This is a genomic window from Glutamicibacter sp. AGC46 (assembly GCF_053543715.1).
The window spans coordinates 329,672-346,119 of sequence record NZ_JBLVOJ010000011.1; the positions used below are offsets into that span (position 1 = coordinate 329,672).

Below are 16,448 nucleotides of genomic sequence, written 5' to 3' on the forward strand. Positions count from 1 at the left end.
GTGCTAGTTAGAAAATAAAGGTGGGCAACAGCAAGATGAAGAGGAATACCGCACCGCTGATGACCAATGAAACAAAGGTGTATTTCAAGATCGATCTCACTCCGAGCCCCGCAATCGCCAGGATTGGCAATGCGAAGAACGGCTGGATCATGTTGGTCCAAGAGTCGCCGTAGCCGATGGCCATGATGATCAGGGCGGGATCCGTGCCCAAGGCATTGGCCGCCTCGATGAAAATCGGTCCCTGAATGGCGAATTGGCCCCCTCCACTAGGTACGAAGACGTTTACCAAGCCGGCGGCGAAGAAGGCGACAATCGGCAATGAGTTCGCGTTGGACATCGAGATGAACGCGTCGCTGAGCACGGTGATCAGCCCCGTCGTGGTCACGATCCCCAGGATGCCGGCATACAGAGGGTACTGCAGCAGCACTTCGCCGGTGACTGACGACGCGTTCTTGATCAGCCCGGCCAGCGCCACAGGGGAATCAACCAGCAGGAGGATGATCGCGAGCATCGACCAGTTCACGATGTCGAAGGTCAAAACGAAGCCCAGGCGCATGAAGTGCCCGACGATGAAGACGCTGAGCAGTAGTCCCAGTCCGGTCGTGACGTAGCGCTTGGATTCAATCCAATCTGCCGGGCTTTCCGGTTTCCCAGCTTGACGGGCCTCCGTCTGGGAATCCGGGTTGCTGAGCGGGATCTCCAGGATCTCCTCGTCGGTCTTAGGCCGGGACATCACCATGCCGATGACCAGCGCGGGAATCATGATGAGCAGGCCAGTCATATTCCACCAGCTGAAGACCGTTTCCGTAACCGGGACCGGAGCACCCAGGAATTCCTCGATGAAGCTGCCAGGAGTGGCCGAAGTCAGCGGGGCTGCCCCTGAATATCCCATATGGTAGGGAATAAAGCCGGTGTAGGCGGCAGCGACCAACAAAGGGAAGTGGACTTTGATGCCGCGTTCGCGGCAGCTGGTGGCGATACCCTTGGCCAGAATCGCTCCGACGATTAGTCCCAGGCTCCACTGGGCCCAGGACACCAAGCAGGTCAGCAGGGTGACCCAGGCGTAGGCCTGCACCGCGTTCTTTGGAATGCTTGATACTTTCGACAGCACCCCCTGGACCTGGCGGGTATGGGCCAGTGCATGCCCGAAGAGCAGGGCCAGGCACATCTGCGTGATGAAGGCCAGTAGCCCTGTCAATCCTTCGCCCCAAGCATTCACCACGGCGACCGGAGACGAGTCGGTCATCGTCAAGGCCATGAGCATCACGATCAACGTCAGCAGGACGGCGAATACCATTGCTGAGGGCATCCATCGTTCGACAAGACGAGTCACAGGCTTCATTGCGGTTGTGAGCATCGTGCACCTCCAAGAGTAGGCCGATCAATTTGCTGGAGAGGAATATGACTGCCGTCACATCCTTTCGAGGACGCTACTAGTGCGGTTCGGCATTAAGCAATCGTAAGTGGCTAGGCGTCCTATCTCCGGTTGCACCGGGTGCTTCAGGTGCATGAATAAGGTGATTCAGAAGATTTAGCTTTTGAAGCTTAATGTTGCTTAACGTATTTCCATGCCATGTAATGGTGATCACAAGCATTCGCAGGTTCTTATCCGATTTCACCAATGGAGGTGCGCGTTGACCACCCAGTCGCATTTATCGCTTCGACCAGCGCGTGTCTCTGCTGCTGCTGTTGCCCGAGCTGCAGGGGTCTCTTCTGCAACGGTCAGCTACATCATGAACGGTCGACCCGGTGCCTCGCCTGAGACCCGGCGCCATGTGCTGAAGGTGGCGAACGAACTTGGCTACCGTCCCGCCAACCATGGGCAGCAGCAGGACCCGCTTCTGACCCGCGTGGTCGGCCTAGTGCTGCCGAACATCGTGAACCAGATGTATACGATCTGGGCACAGCACATCATCAATGCCACCGCCGCGGCCGGGTTCGATGTCTTTGTCGCAACAACGGGGGACGACCCCGAGGCGCTGGATCAAGTTGCTCGTACCCTGGCTGCCCGGAATGTTGATGGCGTCATTATCGCCGCTGCAATCAAGGAAGATTCGCGTTCTCTGAGGACCTTTCGCCAGAAACGAATTCCCTATGTCTGCCTGTCGCGCAATTCCGAGCATCTGCCTGGTGATTTCGTCGGGATCGATGACGACGCGGCTGCGGGGGAACTCATGTCCCACGTTCTGGATCACGGCTATTCGGAGGTGGCCACTGTCATCGGGCCGCGTTCCTCTACTGCGTCTTTGTTGCGCGAACAGGCTTTTGTCCGGGTTGCCCAACAAAGGGGTGTCCGGGTTGCGGGAGAACGCCTGATCAGTACCAAGCTCAGTTCGGAAGGCGGGCAGCTGGCCGCCAAAAGATTGTTCAGCTCGGCGCATCCGCCACGGGCTGTGGTCTGCGGATCGGATGAAATTGCCATTGGTGTCATGGAGCATGCGCTGTCGCTGGGCCTGCGCATTCCACAGGATGTCGCGATCGTCGGCTGTGACGGACTCAGGCACAGCCGCTCGAAAATCATCGGGCTGACAACAATTGTCCAGCCGGTGAAAGACATGGCGGAAAGGTCCTTCGAGCTACTCCTGGAACAGATCGTCGAGCCGCGGAACACCTACAAGCACACGATCTGCGAGCACAGCCTCCATATCGGTAGGACTTGCGGGTGCCCTGCTACAGGGCGAATGCCTGCCCTCTAGCTCACCACTAGACATTCTCAAAGCCAAGGGCCTGGTGCCCTCTACTCGTCATGCCTGCATGCGGAAGGAACTGACCGTGCAAACTACCAACGCGACACGTCGGATGCGCTCACCGGAAATGCTCAACAAGCTGATTTTCCGGCGCATCATGCCGCTGCTGATCGCAGCCTATGTCATGGCTTTCATTGATCGCACGAATATCGGCATGGCCAAAGACCGGTTGGAAATCGATCTGGGTATCTCGGCTACAGCGTACGGCGTGGGTGCCGGGCTGTTCTTCTTGACCTACGCGCTTTCGGAGATTCCCTCAAACCTGATCATGCACAAGGTCGGCGCACGGTTCTGGATCATGAGGATCATGATCACTTGGGGAATCCTGTCTGCCTGCATGGCACTGGTCCTGGGGGAGTGGTCCTTCTATATCCTGCGCATGCTGCTGGGCATCGCTGAGGCGGGCCTATTCCCGGGAGTCATCTACTTCATCACCCAGTGGTTTGTCGTCAAAGACCGCGCCCGGGCCAACGGACTCTTCTTGCTCGGCGTAGCCCTGGCGAACGTCATCGGGGCGCCGCTGAGCGGCCTGCTGTTGACTATGGACGGCGTTGGCGGGTTGCACGGATGGCAGTGGATGTTCATCATCGAGGGGTTGCCAGCGTGCTTCTTGGCTATCGCAGTTTGGAAACTCCTGCCCAACAAGCCCACCGAAGCTAAATTCCTCACCCAGGCCGAGGCCGAGGACTTGGAAGCGCGAATCGCGGCTGAGGAAATCGCCGGCGCGCAGGCTGCTGGAAATTCCAAGCTGCTCCATGTTCTCAAGGACAAGCAGATCCTGTTGGTCGTTGCGATCTACTTCTCCCACCAGATCGCAGTCTACGCATTGAGCTTCTTCTTGCCTTCGATCATCGGTACATACGGAGAGCTATCCACCATCCAGATCGGCTTGCTCACCTCGATACCGTGGGTCTTCTCTGCCGCAGGCGCCTTGCTGATCCCCAAGCTTGCCACCAATGGCTCGCGATCGCGGATCGTTGCCAGCGCAACCATGACCGGCATCGTTGCCGGGTTCACCCTCGGTGCGCTTGGCGGACCGGTGCTCGGACTGATCGGCTTCTCGCTAGCCGCGTTCAACTTCTTCGCGTTGCAGCCGATCCTGTTCACCTACCCGGCAACCCGCCTTTCCGGTGCGACTCTGGCTGGCGGCATTGCTTTCGTGAACACCGTCGGGCTGTTCGGCGGATTCCTTGGTCCCTACATCATGGGGCTGATGGAAGAAGCTACTGGAAGCAAGATGTCGGGCCTCTGGTTCATTGTCGCGATCTGCGCCGTTGGCGCACTGCTCACTCTCAAGCTCAAGCAAGGCACCGAGGATCCCGCTAAAGCCGCTGTGTCCGGCCACTAGGCATCTAACTAAGGAGCAACGAACTCTAATGGATACCCATAACATGAAAATGGACTTTGACGGACTCCGGGTTCTCGTCACGGCTGGAGCTGCGGGCATCGGCCTGGCGATCGCTCAAGAGTTCAGGAACCATGGCGCACAAGTCTTCGTTACGGATATCAATCCTGAAGCAGTGCGTGCCGCCGCGTCGGCGGGTTTTGCCGCCTCCGTGAGCGACGTGTCGGATGAAGATCAGGTACGTGGATTGCCCGATCAGATCCAGCAGTCTCTAGGGGGACTGGACGTCCTGGTGAACAATGCCGGAATCGCCGGTCCTACCGGGCCTATCGAGACTCTTGAATCCGAAGATTGGATGACGACTTTCGATATTAATGTCCACGGACAATTCTTCTGCATCAAGCACTTGCTCCCGTTGCTGCGCCAGTCCACCCGCGGATCCATCATCAACTTGTCCTCGGCCGCTGGCCGTCTGGGCATGGCAGGTCGCAGTCCGTACTCGGCATCGAAATGGGCAGTGATCGGGCTGACCAAGACGCTTGCCATCGAGCTCGGCGGTGAAGGAATCAGGGTCAATGCCATCTGCCCGGGGGCAGTCAATGGCCCGCGCATCCAATCCGTCATCGAGGCGAAGGCGCGAATGCTCCAGCGTCCGGTGGACGAAGTCTCCGATCTGTACCACGCGCAGTCATCGCTCAACAAGCTGGTCGAGGCCGAGGACATCGCCAATATGGCGGTGTTCCTGGCCAGCCCGATGGCACTTCGGATCAACGGCCAGGCCATGGCAGTCGATGGCAACACCGAGAAACTGTACTAGGAAGGCGTATTGTGAAAAACAAGCGAAAAGTCATCATTACCAGCGCTGTCACCGGCGCTATCCATACCCCCAGCATGTCGCCGCACCTGCCGGTGAGCGCCGATGAGATTGCCGAAGCTGCGCTTGGCGCCGCCAAGGCTGGCGCGGCCATAGTCCACATGCACGCGCGTGATCCCAAGGACGGCCGCCCATCTCAGGATCCCAAGCATTTCGAACCGATCTTGGAGAAGCTCAAGAACGGCACCGACGCCATCGTCAACATCACCACCGGTGGCTCCCCGCATATGACCGTCGAAGAACGCATGCTTCCGGTGGCAACCTTCGAACCTGAACTCGCTTCGCTCAATATGGGATCAATGAACTTCGGACTGTATCCCATGCTGGACCGGTTCACGGAGTTCGAACACGATTGGGAACGAGAAGGCCTGGAAAATTCACGGGATCTGGTCTTCAAGAACACCTTTGCCGATATCCAGAGGATCCTGGAAATCGGTAACGCCAATGACACCCGGTTCGAATTCGAATGCTACGACATTTCCCACCTAAATAACCTGAGTCACTTCCACCAGCGCGGCCTGGCCCGTGGCCCGCTTTTCGTGCAGTCGGTTTTCGGTCTGCTCGGCGGCATCGGGGCGCATCCGGAAGACTTGATGCATATGCGCCGCACGGCTGACCGCCTGCTGGGAGAGAACTACGAATGGTCCATCCTCGGTGCAGGCAAGAACCAGATGCCGTTAGCTACCATTGGAGCGGCCATGGGATCGCATGTACGTGTTGGGCTGGAAGATTCCTTGTGGATCGGACCGGGGCAGCTCGCCGCTTCCAATGCCGAGCAAGTGACCCGTATCCGGACCATACTGGAAGCACTGGATTTCGAGGTCGCGACTCCCGAGGAAGCCCGGGAGATGCTGGAGCTCAAGGGGCGCGACAAAGTCGGTTTCTAGGCGCCAAATGCCTTCGGCCTGAATAGCAGCACAAAATCAAACAGACTCGAGGCTCCATCTGTCCTGCCCCATGCAGGCATAGATGGAGCCTTGTTTTGTCCTAGTCCCAGTTTGACGCCGCGCATTGGCGCGCGCCGTGGCGTATCCAATCCCACTAGAACATCGCGGGACTCGCTCGCCGCGGACACGTAGACTTGTTCGATGGCGGCGCTTCCCTGCGCGTGCGGGAAACCTCGCGCCAATGCGCCGGTGACGGAAGGACAATCAGTACATGGGCCAGCCAGCCAACCTGAAGAAGCAAACCCGACAGCGTATGGAACGCACGGGGGAGAGCTACACCACCGCGCGCAAGAACATCTTGGCCGGCAAGCCTGAAAGCCCTCGGGCCGCTCGCGCTGCCGCCGCACGCGACTACGCCAAGGAAGCACGCGAAAAGGCCAAGGCGCAGGAGCAGAAAGGCAAGAACGCTCCGGCTGCTTCGCCAGCTGACGAACTGCCTGAGTACCCAGCGCCAAAAGATGTCATCCAGTACGATGCTGCGCTCTGGCACCGAGTCCTAGTCCAAGCTGGCGTCACCAACAAGCACACCGGCGAACCGCTGAGCCAGGCATTGCTCGCTGGCCTTGCCGGCGGTATCGGCTTCATGGTTTTTACCCATGAAGGCGGCGAAGAGACTGCAGTAACCTTGGTGACCCGCCACAACCCGGAACCCTATACACAGAACCTGCTGGCTCGTTGCGGTGCTACGGTGACCGAACGTACCACCGGCTCAGCCGAACGCGCTGTCGAATACATGGACGCTGCCCTGGACGCAGGCCGCACCGTGGTGGTTCGCGTGGCAATCAGCGCGCTGCCATGGATTGACGGCAACACGGTTGATGAGGCCGAGACCCTGGATCTCGTCGTCGTTGGCGAGCACAAGAAAGACCTGATGGTAGATGACGGTTCAGGTGCGCTGAACCTTATTAGCCCCAAGGAACTGGCCATCGCCCGTGCGATGCGCAAGAAGGAAAAGCACTGGCAGGCATGGATCCCGTCCTCGCGCTCGCCGAAGGCCGAGACCCTGGCCGCCAATGCTGTCGAGGCGATTGGGGAAACCACCGCTCGCCTGCTGGGCACCAGCGAGCTTTCCGGGGTTCCAGTGCACTTTGCCAAGAACTTCGGCATTACCGGCATGCGCACCTTGGCTACGCGACTGCGCGATAACGAGTCCAAGACCGGTTGGTCCCAGATCTTCGCAAGCCAGCAAGCGCTGGCCAACGGCTTGGACCAGCTCGCAGGTTTCTTCTCCGACACGCGTTTCAGCGGCGAGGGCGCGTTGCGCGGCCTGTACGCGGAGTTCCTTTCGGAAGCGGCGGAACTTCCAGGCCTGGCGGCGCTGGCAGCTCACGTAGATGCTTACCAGCAGCTCTCCACCCAGTGGGATGAGTTCGCGGACCTGATTGATCCAGAGACCGAGTTCGCCAAGCGTGCTGAGCACTTCGCCGTATTGGCTGACGCGATTGAGCGCATTGCCGATTCTGAAGAGCAAGCCGCCACCTCCTTGGCCGTGACCGCCAAGAAGCTTGCATCCAAGACAGCCAAGTAAACCTGGCTCAACATAGGCCCTGCCATCCGGTGATCTTACTCACCGGCCGGCAGGGCATTGTTGTCCCGGTGTGCCACTTGCGGCCCCATGCGCCAGAGCCAGCGCAGAAACATCGCCTAAAGCCAATGCGCTATCAAAAGCGGGATTATCCGGGAATCTTGATAACCTAGTTAGGTGAGTAACGAGATTGAGATCGGCCGCGGCAAGCGGGCAACTAAGGCATATTCCCTGGACGACGTAGCGATCGTACCGAATCGCCGTACCCGTGATCCGAAGGACGTATCGGTGTCCTGGCAGATCGACGCCTTCCAGTTCGACACCCCTATCCTGGGCGCACCAATGGATTCGGTGACCTCCCCGTCTACTGCAATCGCCTTGGGCAAGCTCGGCGGCCTGGGCGTGCTGAACCTCGAAGGCCTGTGGACCCGCTACGAGGACCCGGAAGCAGTGCTGGCTGAAATTGCCGGCCTGGAGTCCGAGGCGGCAACCCGCAACGACCCGAAGATCACCGCAAAGCTGCAGGAACTGTACTCGGCTCCCATCCAGCCTGAGCTGATCACCTCGCGCATCTCCGAGATCCGCGACTCCGGCGTTGTCGTTGCAGGCTCGTTGACCCCGCAGCGCACCCAGGAGCACTACAAGACCGTTGTCGCTGCCGGCGTGGACATCTTCGTCATCCGCGGCACCACAGTTTCGGCAGAGCACGTCTCGAAGACCACCGAACCGCTGAACCTCAAGCAGTTCATCTACGAACTCGATGTCCCAGTGATCGTGGGCGGCGCAGCAGGATACACCCCGGCCATGCACCTGATGCGCACCGGTGCAGCCGGCGTGCTCGTTGGCTTCGGTGGCGGCGCGTCCTCCACCACCCGCCGCACTCTGGGTATCCACGCGCCGATGGCTACTGCCATCGCCGACGTTGCAGCCGCACGCCGCGACTACATCGAAGAGTCCGGCGGACGCTATGTCCACGTCATCGCCGATGGCGGCATGGGGAACTCCGGCGACATCGTCAAGGCCATCGCCATGGGCGCCGACGCAGTGATGCTCGGTACCGCACTGGCCCGTGCCGATGAAGCACCAGGCGCCGGCTACCACTGGGGCATGGAAGCAGTTCACGAGGCCAGCCCACGTGGCGACCGCGCCAAGGTCGGAACCGTCGGCTCGCTGGAGAAGGTCCTGCACGGCCCATCGCACGAGACCAACGGCACCTCGAACCTGGTTGGCGCACTGCGCCGCTCGATGGCCACCACCGGCTACTCGACCCTCAAGGAATTCCAGCGCGTCGACGTCGTGCTGTCCCCGTACGAATCCGATCGCTTCTAGCTGATCCTGATCTGGCCCTGCTCTTCTTTCGAAGGGCGGGGCCAGTGTCGTTTAAGCGCTTGGTCTCAACGAATGAATAAGCAAGTTGGTTCCACCAGCGGAAAATAAGGCAACAGGGCTAATCTCACGCCATCGCATTTCGAGTTCTACGCCAAATAGAAGTACCGTTAGAGTGTGCTTAAAACCGCTCTGAAGCCCAAATGGATCGGCGCCCTCTTTGCCGCGCTAGCTCTCGCCACCGGATTCGTTCTCTTGTCCGGATGGCAGTTCGGCGCCTCCGAAACCGAGCCGCCGGTCAAGATCGACAAGACCGAGAAGCCGGTCGCGCTGATCGAGCATCAGGAAGTCGGCAAGGAACTGCTGGGCATCAAGGCAGACCAGATCGTCACCATGGAGGGCGAATTCGTCCCCGGCACCGATCAGCTGATTGCGCCTCGGCTGAATGGCGATCAGCGCGGTGTCTGGGTCATCACCCAATTCAAGGGCGAGGGCGCGGCCCAGGACGCCGGTATTGCGGTGGTACGCGGCTGGCAGCCTGAAGCAACCAAGCCAGCTCCGGCACCTGAAGGTGAACTGGAGATCACCGGGCGCCTGCTGCCTAGCGAAGGCCCGGAATTCCGCGAGGACCTGCGCAGCTCAACACTGCCAACTCTCGCCTCGGCACAGCTGGCGAACATCTGGGATTCGGTCCTCTTTGAAGGATTCGTCACGGCCCACGAAATCACCACGGCCAAGGGCGAAACCGTCGAGCAGCCGGGCCTGGACGTCGTCGACGTCGGTCCGCAGCCCCAGGAAGCGCAGATCAACTGGCTGAACGTTTTCTACGGCCTGGAATGGGTCCTCTTCGCAGGGTTCGCCATCTTCCTCTGGTACCGCATGGTGCGCGATGATTACCAGCGGGATCTTGACGAGATTGCTGAGCGCGCTGCCGAAACACATATCACGGGCGGCAACACCACCCAAGCTGAAAACAGCAACGAATAGCAATTCACGCACACCGCACTTCTTACCGAAATCGGAAGGAATCACCAACGATGTCCAGCACCACCCCGGCACCGAAGCCCCGGAAATTCGGCGGCACCCCTAAGCAGATCCGTGCAGCCGCAACCTTCTACAAGGTCTTCGCCTACATCACCGGCGTGATGCTGCTGCTGCTCGTGCTGGAAATGATTTTCAAGTACTTCTGGTCCCTGGAACTCTTCGTGGGTGGCACCCTGGTCGATGGCACCTCCAACGCCGTCGGCATGTACAACCGCGCCGAGGTGGCCGGAGGACTGAACCTCTCGCTGGGCATCCTGATCGCCCACGGCTGGCTATACGTGGTGTACCTCTTTGCCGACTTCCGCCTGTGGACCTTGATGCGCTGGCCATTCATGCGCTTCATTACGATCGCGCTCGGCGGCGTCGTTCCGTTCCTTTCTTTCTGGACCGAAGCCAAGGTGCACGCAGAAGTAGACCGCGAGCTGGCCGCGCATCCAAAGGCCGCCAAGCGCTACTGACACGTGGCTGCATTCATTGCCAAAGGGCAGATCCGTTCATCGAAAATGAACAGATCTGCCCTTTGCTTTTTGCCAAAAAACGACTAGGTGACGCTGATGACATCACCTTGGCTGTTTCGCGCGCAGTGAACCGCGTAGACTGTAACGGTGACTACTGCTCCCCTCAATCCAGAACATAAGCCGGTTCTGGTCGTCGACTACGGGGCCCAATACGCGCAGCTTATCGCTCGCCGCGTACGTGAGGCCCGTGTGTACTCGGAGATCGTTCCGCACACCCTGTCCACCGAAGCCATCCTGGCCAAGAACCCTGCAGCGATCATCCTCTCCGGTGGTCCTTCCAGCGTTTACGCCGATGGCGCCCCTTCCGTCGGGGCTGACCTGTTTGAAGCCGGCGTGCCGGTCTTGGGCATCTGCTACGGCTTCCAGGCCATGGCTAACGCCTTGGGCGGTACCGTGGCCGAAACCGGCCTGCGCGAGTACGGCCGCACCGCAACCAACTTTGAGGGCGATGCCCGCTCCATCCTGGCAGGCGCCGCTCAGGCCCCTACCGTCTGGATGAGCCACGGCGACTCCGTCTCCAAGGCCCCAGAAGGCTTCGAAGTGTTGGCCACCACCGCTGGTGCTCCGGTTGCCGCTTTCGCAAATGAAGCAAAGCGCCTGTACGGCGTGCAGTGGCACCCAGAGGTGAAGCACTGCGAGTTCGGCCAGGATGTCCTGGAGAACTTCCTGTACAACGGTGCTGGCCTGAAGGGCGACTGGACCGCTGACAACATCGCTGACGAGCAGATCGAGCGCATCCGTGCCCAGGTCGGCACCGGCAAGGCCATCTGCGGCCTGTCCGGCGGAGTGGACTCCGCTGTTGCAGCTGCCCTGGTGCAGCGCGCCATTGGCGACCAGCTCACCTGCGTGTTCGTCAACCACGGCCTGCTGCGCGAAGGCGAAGCCGAGCAGGTTGAGAAGGACTTCGTAGCTTCCACCGGCGCCAAGCTGTACATTGCCGACGAGCGCGAGCGCTTCCTGACTGCTTTGGACGGTGTCACCGACCCGGAGACCAAGCGCAAGATCATTGGCCGCGAATTCATTCGCGCCTTCGAAGCAGCAGAAGCGACGATCATCGCCGAGGCCGCTTCCGAGGGCGAACCAGTGAAGTTCCTGGTCCAGGGCACCTTGTACCCGGACATCGTCGAATCCGGCGGTGGCGAAGGCACCTCGAACATCAAGAGCCACCACAACGTGGGCGGCTTGCCAGAGGACCTGGACTTCGAGCTGGTTGAACCACTGCGCACCCTGTTCAAGGACGAGGTCCGTGCAGTGGGCCGCGAGCTCGGCTTGCCAGAGGAAATCGTTGGCCGCCAGCCATTCCCTGGCCCAGGCCTGGGTATCCGCATCATCGGTGCCGTCAACGAAGAGCGCCTGTCCATCCTGCGCAAGGCTGACGCGATCGCTCGCGCCGAGCTGACTGCTGCAGGACTGGATGACGAAGTTTGGCAGATGCCAGTAGTGCTGCTCGCTGACGTACGCTCGGTAGGCGTACAGGGCGATCACCGCACCTACGGCCACCCAATCGTGCTGCGTCCGGTTTCCTCCGAGGATGCCATGACCGCCGACTGGTCGCACCTGCCATACGATCTGCTCTCGAAGATCTCCAACCGCATCACCAACGAGGTAGATGGGGTGAACCGCGTGGTGCTGGACGTTACGTCCAAGCCACCTGGAACCATCGAGTGGGAGTAAATCCCCAAGACTGCTAATTCACTGCGCTTTGGCGGGTGAATGGGAAGCGGATCCGGTACGCCGGTTCCGCTTCCCGCAGTTAAAACGTGTTTCGCGCACCGGTTCTGCACGGTGCGTGCACTACGTTAGAAAGAGGCGTATCTGCACCTGTGGTGCGCCCGAATGTGGTCGGTTCAGTGAAGGGAATGACTGTCGTGACTAGTGGACAGAATGCTGCCGCCGAGCGTGTAGCTGCCTGGGTGAAATCCCTGGGACAGAGTGCCGGGGCGGATACCACCCTGCGATTTGCTCCGTCGACCTCCAATAGCATCGACATAACCCATGCCAATCCATCGGGATTGGCCCAGTTCCTTGCCGGACGGCGTACCCGCCTGTCCACGCTGCTGCACGATGCGGACCAGTACGCTACCGCGCGCCGCACTGCCCGTGCGCTCTCGGCCAAGATCAATGAACTGTGGGAAGAACGCGGCATCGACGTCGGCTACCTGGCCGCCGGTGTCGCCAACTGGCGTGCGGTCCACGATGGCAAGAGCGAGCCTGTCTCGGCTCCCATCATGCTCGGCCGCATCACCCTGACCAAGCACGTTGATGCTGACGACTACGACCTGCAGCTGGTCGGCCGCGCCACCGTATCCCCGGCCTTCGTGCGCCAATTCGAAGCCGACCACAACGCCAAGGTCGATGTCGCCGCGGTGGACGCCGAAGCGTACTCCATCGCCCGTTTCGACCCGGTCCGCGGAATGGATGCCCTGCGCCACCAGATGTCCGAGGTTCCCGGCGTAGTGGTAGGCCACCGCCTGCTGCTCTCCACCTTCTCCGAGCTGATGGACCCAGCTGACCCGGCCAAGCTCAACGGGTCCCACCCGGTCATCGAGGCGCTAATTCGTCACGACTCCGCGGAAAAGCAGGCTGGGAACAGCCAAAGCAGCAAGACCTCCGAAGCGCTGGCCAACCTGGTCGCTTCCAAGCCGGGCGCTTCCAAAACCGAGGGCTCAAAGCCTGAAGAAGCCAAGGACGAGTCTGCCGCTGAAAAGAAGCAGGACGAAGAGCAGCCTGAAGCGCAGGCCGCCGATGCCAAGGGCCATGAAGCAGCCGGCTCCCGCCTGAGCCGCGTGAAGAACATTCTCAAGGAAACCGCGCGCTCGCGTAAGCAGAGCCTTGCTTCCGAAGAATCTTCTGCCCGCAAGGTCCACACCGGCACCACCACCATTGCCAAGTCTTCTGATGACCGTGATCCTGAAGATGAACTGTTCTTGCTGGACGCGGATGAGTCCCAGTCCAAGATGCTTGACTACATCGCTGCCGGTGAATCGGTGGCCATTAATGCCGCTGCCGGTACCGGTGCTACCCAGACCGCGCTGAACGCAGCCGCGCTGCTGGCCGCCCAGGGCAAGCGCGTACTGGTGGTTGCGGAACAGCGTTCTGCCGCTGAAGAATTCGTGACCCGCTTCAACGAGCACCTGGATGCAGGCAGCATGCTGCTGGAACCCAATGAGGATCCAGAAGCGCTGCGCGCGATGATGACCAAGGCGATTCTGCGCAACGAACGCGCTGCCGAGCCGCAGCTGGGCTCCATGTTCAAGCGCCTGCGCGAATCCCGCCACGCACTGCACGAGCACGTGAAGTCGCTGCACTCGGTGCGCAGCCGTTGGGGTTGCTCGCCATACCAGGCGATGCAGGAGCTGGCACGTCTCTCCGCACTGGAACCAGCGCCATCCACCACCGTGCGCCTGAAGCGTTCGGTGCTGGACTCCATGGGCCAGCGCGGACATGTTGCCGCGCAGCTCAAGCGCGCAGCGCAGCTTGGCGCCTTCTCCAAGATGCACACCACCAGCCCATGGCATGGTGCACCGCTGCGCAACACCGAAGCCACCGAAAAGGCCTTGAACCTGGCCAGCGGGCTGGGCCGCGACCTGCCCATCCTGCATGAGCACATGCTGCAGATCGCCGAGCGTTCGCAGATCCGCCTGGAAGAAAGCTACGACAAGTGGGGAGACCAGCTGCAGTTGCTGGTCGCCGTCCGCGGTTCGCTGGACAAGTTCGAGGCCGACATCTTCGAGGGCGACATCGATGATTTGATCGCCGCTACTGCAACCAGCGCATGGCGCCGCGAGCACGGCGTGGAGATGGGCTCCATTGTCCGTTCCCGGCTGCGCAAGATTGCCAAGGAATACGTCCGCCCGGGCATGCACATAGCTGACCTGCAGTCCGCTTTGCAGGCGGTGGCGGTCCAGCGCGATGCCTGGCGAGCCATTGCCACCAGCCAGCGCAACCCGCAGGTCCCAGGCGGCCTGCTGGATGTTGAAGCCGGCTACCACGACGCCGGTGCCCGCATCGACAAGCTGGCCGAAATGCTGCCGTCCTCCCTGGGCTCGCGCCTGCGCGAAATGCCCATCAAGGAGCTGCTCTCGGTGATTGCAGCGCTGGTCGAGCGCCGCGAGGACCTGGGCGAGCTGCCCGAGCGCACGTTGATCTCCGAGCAGCTGGCCGAAGCCGGGCTGGGCGACCTGCTTGATGACTTCGCCGAACGCGAGATCGACGCCGACCAGGTAGACAGCGAATTGGAGCTTGCCTGGTGGCAGTCCGTGCTGGATGCCATGATCTCCGGTGACGACTTCCTGGCCATGAATGATGGCTCCAAGCTGGAGAAGATCGAGGCTGACTACCGTCTGGCTGACGGCGCGCACATCGCTGCCGGCCCGCAGCGCATCCGCTGGGCGCTGACTCGCAACTGGAAGGCAGCGCTGGCTGACCACCGAGCCGGTTCCCGCGCGCTGCGCGAGATGCTCAAGGGCGGAACCCCGAGCATTGCCGGGCTGCTGGATCTTGGAGCACCGCTGGCCAATTCTCTGACCCCGGTCATCGTCTCGGCTCCGCTGCTGCTGGGCAGCGCCCTGCCGGAGGACACGAAGTTCGATGCGGTCATCCTGCTGGAAGCCAACTACCTCACCCTGCGTGAAGTCCTGGATGCGATCCGCCGCTCCGGCCAGGTCATTGCCATTGGCGATGAAATGCTGGGCGGTCCGAAGCGCTTCGAGGTCTCCGTAGACCCGACCGCACGAGTTCGCGAGCAGAGCGTGGAACGTTCCGCGCTGGAAGCCCTGAACAAGGTCCTGGTGACCGGTTCGCTGTCCACCGTGTACCGCGGCATTGACGAAGGCCTGGTGGAACAGCTGTCCGCCACCTACTACGATTCGGCGCTCTCGCGCCTGCCAATGGCGGTGAACCTCACCGGCGACTCCTCGCTGCTGCGCGGCGAATACGTGCCAGATGCCACCGGCTCGCTGTCCAGCAGCGAAGACGGTGTGCAGACCACCGCAGCAGAAGTGGCGCGCGTGGTGGATCTGGTCTTCGCCCACTTCAAGAACCACGGGGGCGAATCGCTGGCAGTCATTGCCTCGAACCGCAGCCATGCCTCGGCCATCGCCGAAGCGATCCGTGTCCAGCTGCCAAACCACAAGTACGCGATGGAGCACCTGCGCTCCAAGCGCGAACCATTCGTGGTGACCACCATGGACCGGCTGATCGGCCTGCGCCGGGACTCGGTCATCTTCGCCTGGGGCTACGGACGTACTCCGCACGGCAAGACCCTGCACGAATTCGGTGCACTGTCCCGCGAGGGCGGCGAACAGCTGTTCGTCGCCGCCATGACCCGATCGCGGACCCGCATGACCTTGGTGTCCAGCCTGTTGCCCGAAGACGTGGACCTGAACCGCGTCTACCGTGGTGCCCGCCAGTTCTTCGAACTGTTCGGACGCGTGCAGGCAGGGGATTCCGGAGTCAGCTCGATGCGCAATCCGCGCTTCGATCCATTGGTCTCCGATCTGGCCCGCCGCCTGCGCGAAAGCGGTGCCATCGTTTCCGAGGACTACCGCGGTGTGCTGGACCTGTCGGCTCACGCCTACGACTCTGCGCACAGCGGCATCCGCCCATTGGCTGTGGTCTACGACGGCACCGAGCACTATGCCGGACTGACCGTGCGTGAACGCAGCCGACTGCGCCCGGAATTCTTCGAGAAGCACGGCTGGCGCTATGTTCCGCTGTGGACCATTGACGTCTTCACCGATCCGGGTGCTGTCACCGATCGCCTGGCCCATGCACTGGGATTGAAAAAGCCTGCGGCCCCAGCCCAGGCTTCGACCCGTACCGGTGTGGCCGCCGCTCGGCCGGTGTCGGCCCGTGAAGTCACCACCGAGGCGGAAACGCCGAAGGAAAAGTCCAATCTGCTCAAGTCGGCCAAGGCACGACTGGAACCAAAGGCCGAGACCAAGCAGGAAGCGCCAGCTGCTGAAAGCGGTGCCAAAGCTGAAGCTGCCCAAGCTCCTGCAAAGGACAGCGCGGATAAGCCACTGACTCCAGCCCCTGTCCCGGCTACCAGCAAGAACGAGGATCCGGAGCCAAAGAAGTAATGACTTCTGAGCAAGAACCAACGCGCGGCCCCCCCCAGC

The 16,448-nt window shown here is 61.1% G+C and carries 11 protein-coding genes; 10 read left to right on the plus strand and 1 reads right to left on the minus strand.

Going from position 1 to position 16,448, the window contains the following annotated elements:
* Window positions 1–7: 7 nt before the first annotated feature.
* The gene (locus ACNPM8_RS06725; protein ID WP_448939488.1) at window positions 8–1,357 is read right to left on the minus strand and encodes a short-chain fatty acid transporter; all 1,350 of its coding nucleotides are present in this window, start codon (window positions 1,355–1,357) and stop codon (window positions 8–10) included.
* Window positions 1,358–1,634: 277 nt separating this feature from the next.
* Between ACNPM8_RS06725 and ACNPM8_RS06730 the strand changes: the two genes are divergently transcribed.
* From ACNPM8_RS06730 to ACNPM8_RS06775, 10 genes are all read left to right on the plus strand, one after another.
* A complete protein-coding gene (locus tag ACNPM8_RS06730; protein ID WP_286134196.1) occupies window positions 1,635–2,696 on the plus strand; it encodes a LacI family DNA-binding transcriptional regulator in 1,062 nt (353 codons plus the stop codon).
* Between the two features lie 76 nt (window positions 2,697–2,772).
* Window positions 2,773–4,095 (plus strand): MFS transporter, encoded by a 1,323-nt coding sequence (locus ACNPM8_RS06735; RefSeq protein ID WP_448939489.1) that lies wholly within the window; start codon window positions 2,773–2,775, stop codon window positions 4,093–4,095.
* Between the two features lie 28 nt (window positions 4,096–4,123).
* Window positions 4,124–4,909 carry an SDR family oxidoreductase gene (locus tag ACNPM8_RS06740; RefSeq protein ID WP_448939490.1) on the plus strand — a complete coding sequence of 262 codons (786 nt, stop codon included), beginning with the start codon at window positions 4,124–4,126 and terminating at the stop codon, window positions 4,907–4,909.
* 11 nt (window positions 4,910–4,920) lie between these two features.
* Entirely contained in the window at window positions 4,921–5,853 is a 933-nt protein-coding gene (locus ACNPM8_RS06745; RefSeq protein WP_448939491.1) for a 3-keto-5-aminohexanoate cleavage protein, read from the plus strand.
* Window positions 5,854–6,124: 271 nt separating this feature from the next.
* Window positions 6,125–7,441 carry a BtrH N-terminal domain-containing protein gene (locus ACNPM8_RS06750; RefSeq protein WP_448939492.1) on the plus strand — a complete coding sequence of 439 codons (1,317 nt, stop codon included), beginning with the start codon at window positions 6,125–6,127 and terminating at the stop codon, window positions 7,439–7,441.
* Window positions 7,442–7,615: 174 nt separating this feature from the next.
* Window positions 7,616–8,767, plus strand: a complete 1,152-nt coding sequence (locus ACNPM8_RS06755; protein WP_448937656.1) for a GuaB3 family IMP dehydrogenase-related protein — start codon at window positions 7,616–7,618, stop codon at window positions 8,765–8,767.
* 174 nt (window positions 8,768–8,941) lie between these two features.
* Complete coding sequence (locus ACNPM8_RS06760; protein WP_448939493.1) at window positions 8,942–9,751, plus strand: SURF1 family cytochrome oxidase biogenesis protein; 810 nt, start codon at window positions 8,942–8,944, stop codon at window positions 9,749–9,751.
* A 50-nt stretch (window positions 9,752–9,801) separates the two neighbouring features.
* On the plus strand, window positions 9,802–10,266 hold the full coding sequence (locus ACNPM8_RS06765; protein WP_105657600.1) for a DUF3817 domain-containing protein: 465 nt from the start codon (window positions 9,802–9,804) through the stop codon (window positions 10,264–10,266).
* Between the two features lie 147 nt (window positions 10,267–10,413).
* Window positions 10,414–12,000: a glutamine-hydrolyzing GMP synthase gene (gene guaA / locus ACNPM8_RS06770; RefSeq protein WP_448939494.1), complete on the plus strand. Its 1,587-nt coding sequence runs from the start codon at window positions 10,414–10,416 to the stop codon at window positions 11,998–12,000.
* Window positions 12,001–12,185: 185 nt separating this feature from the next.
* Window positions 12,186–16,409, plus strand: coding sequence for a DUF4011 domain-containing protein (locus tag ACNPM8_RS06775; RefSeq protein WP_448939495.1), 4,224 nt, complete (start codon window positions 12,186–12,188; stop codon window positions 16,407–16,409).
* Window positions 16,410–16,448 lie beyond the last annotated feature (39 nt).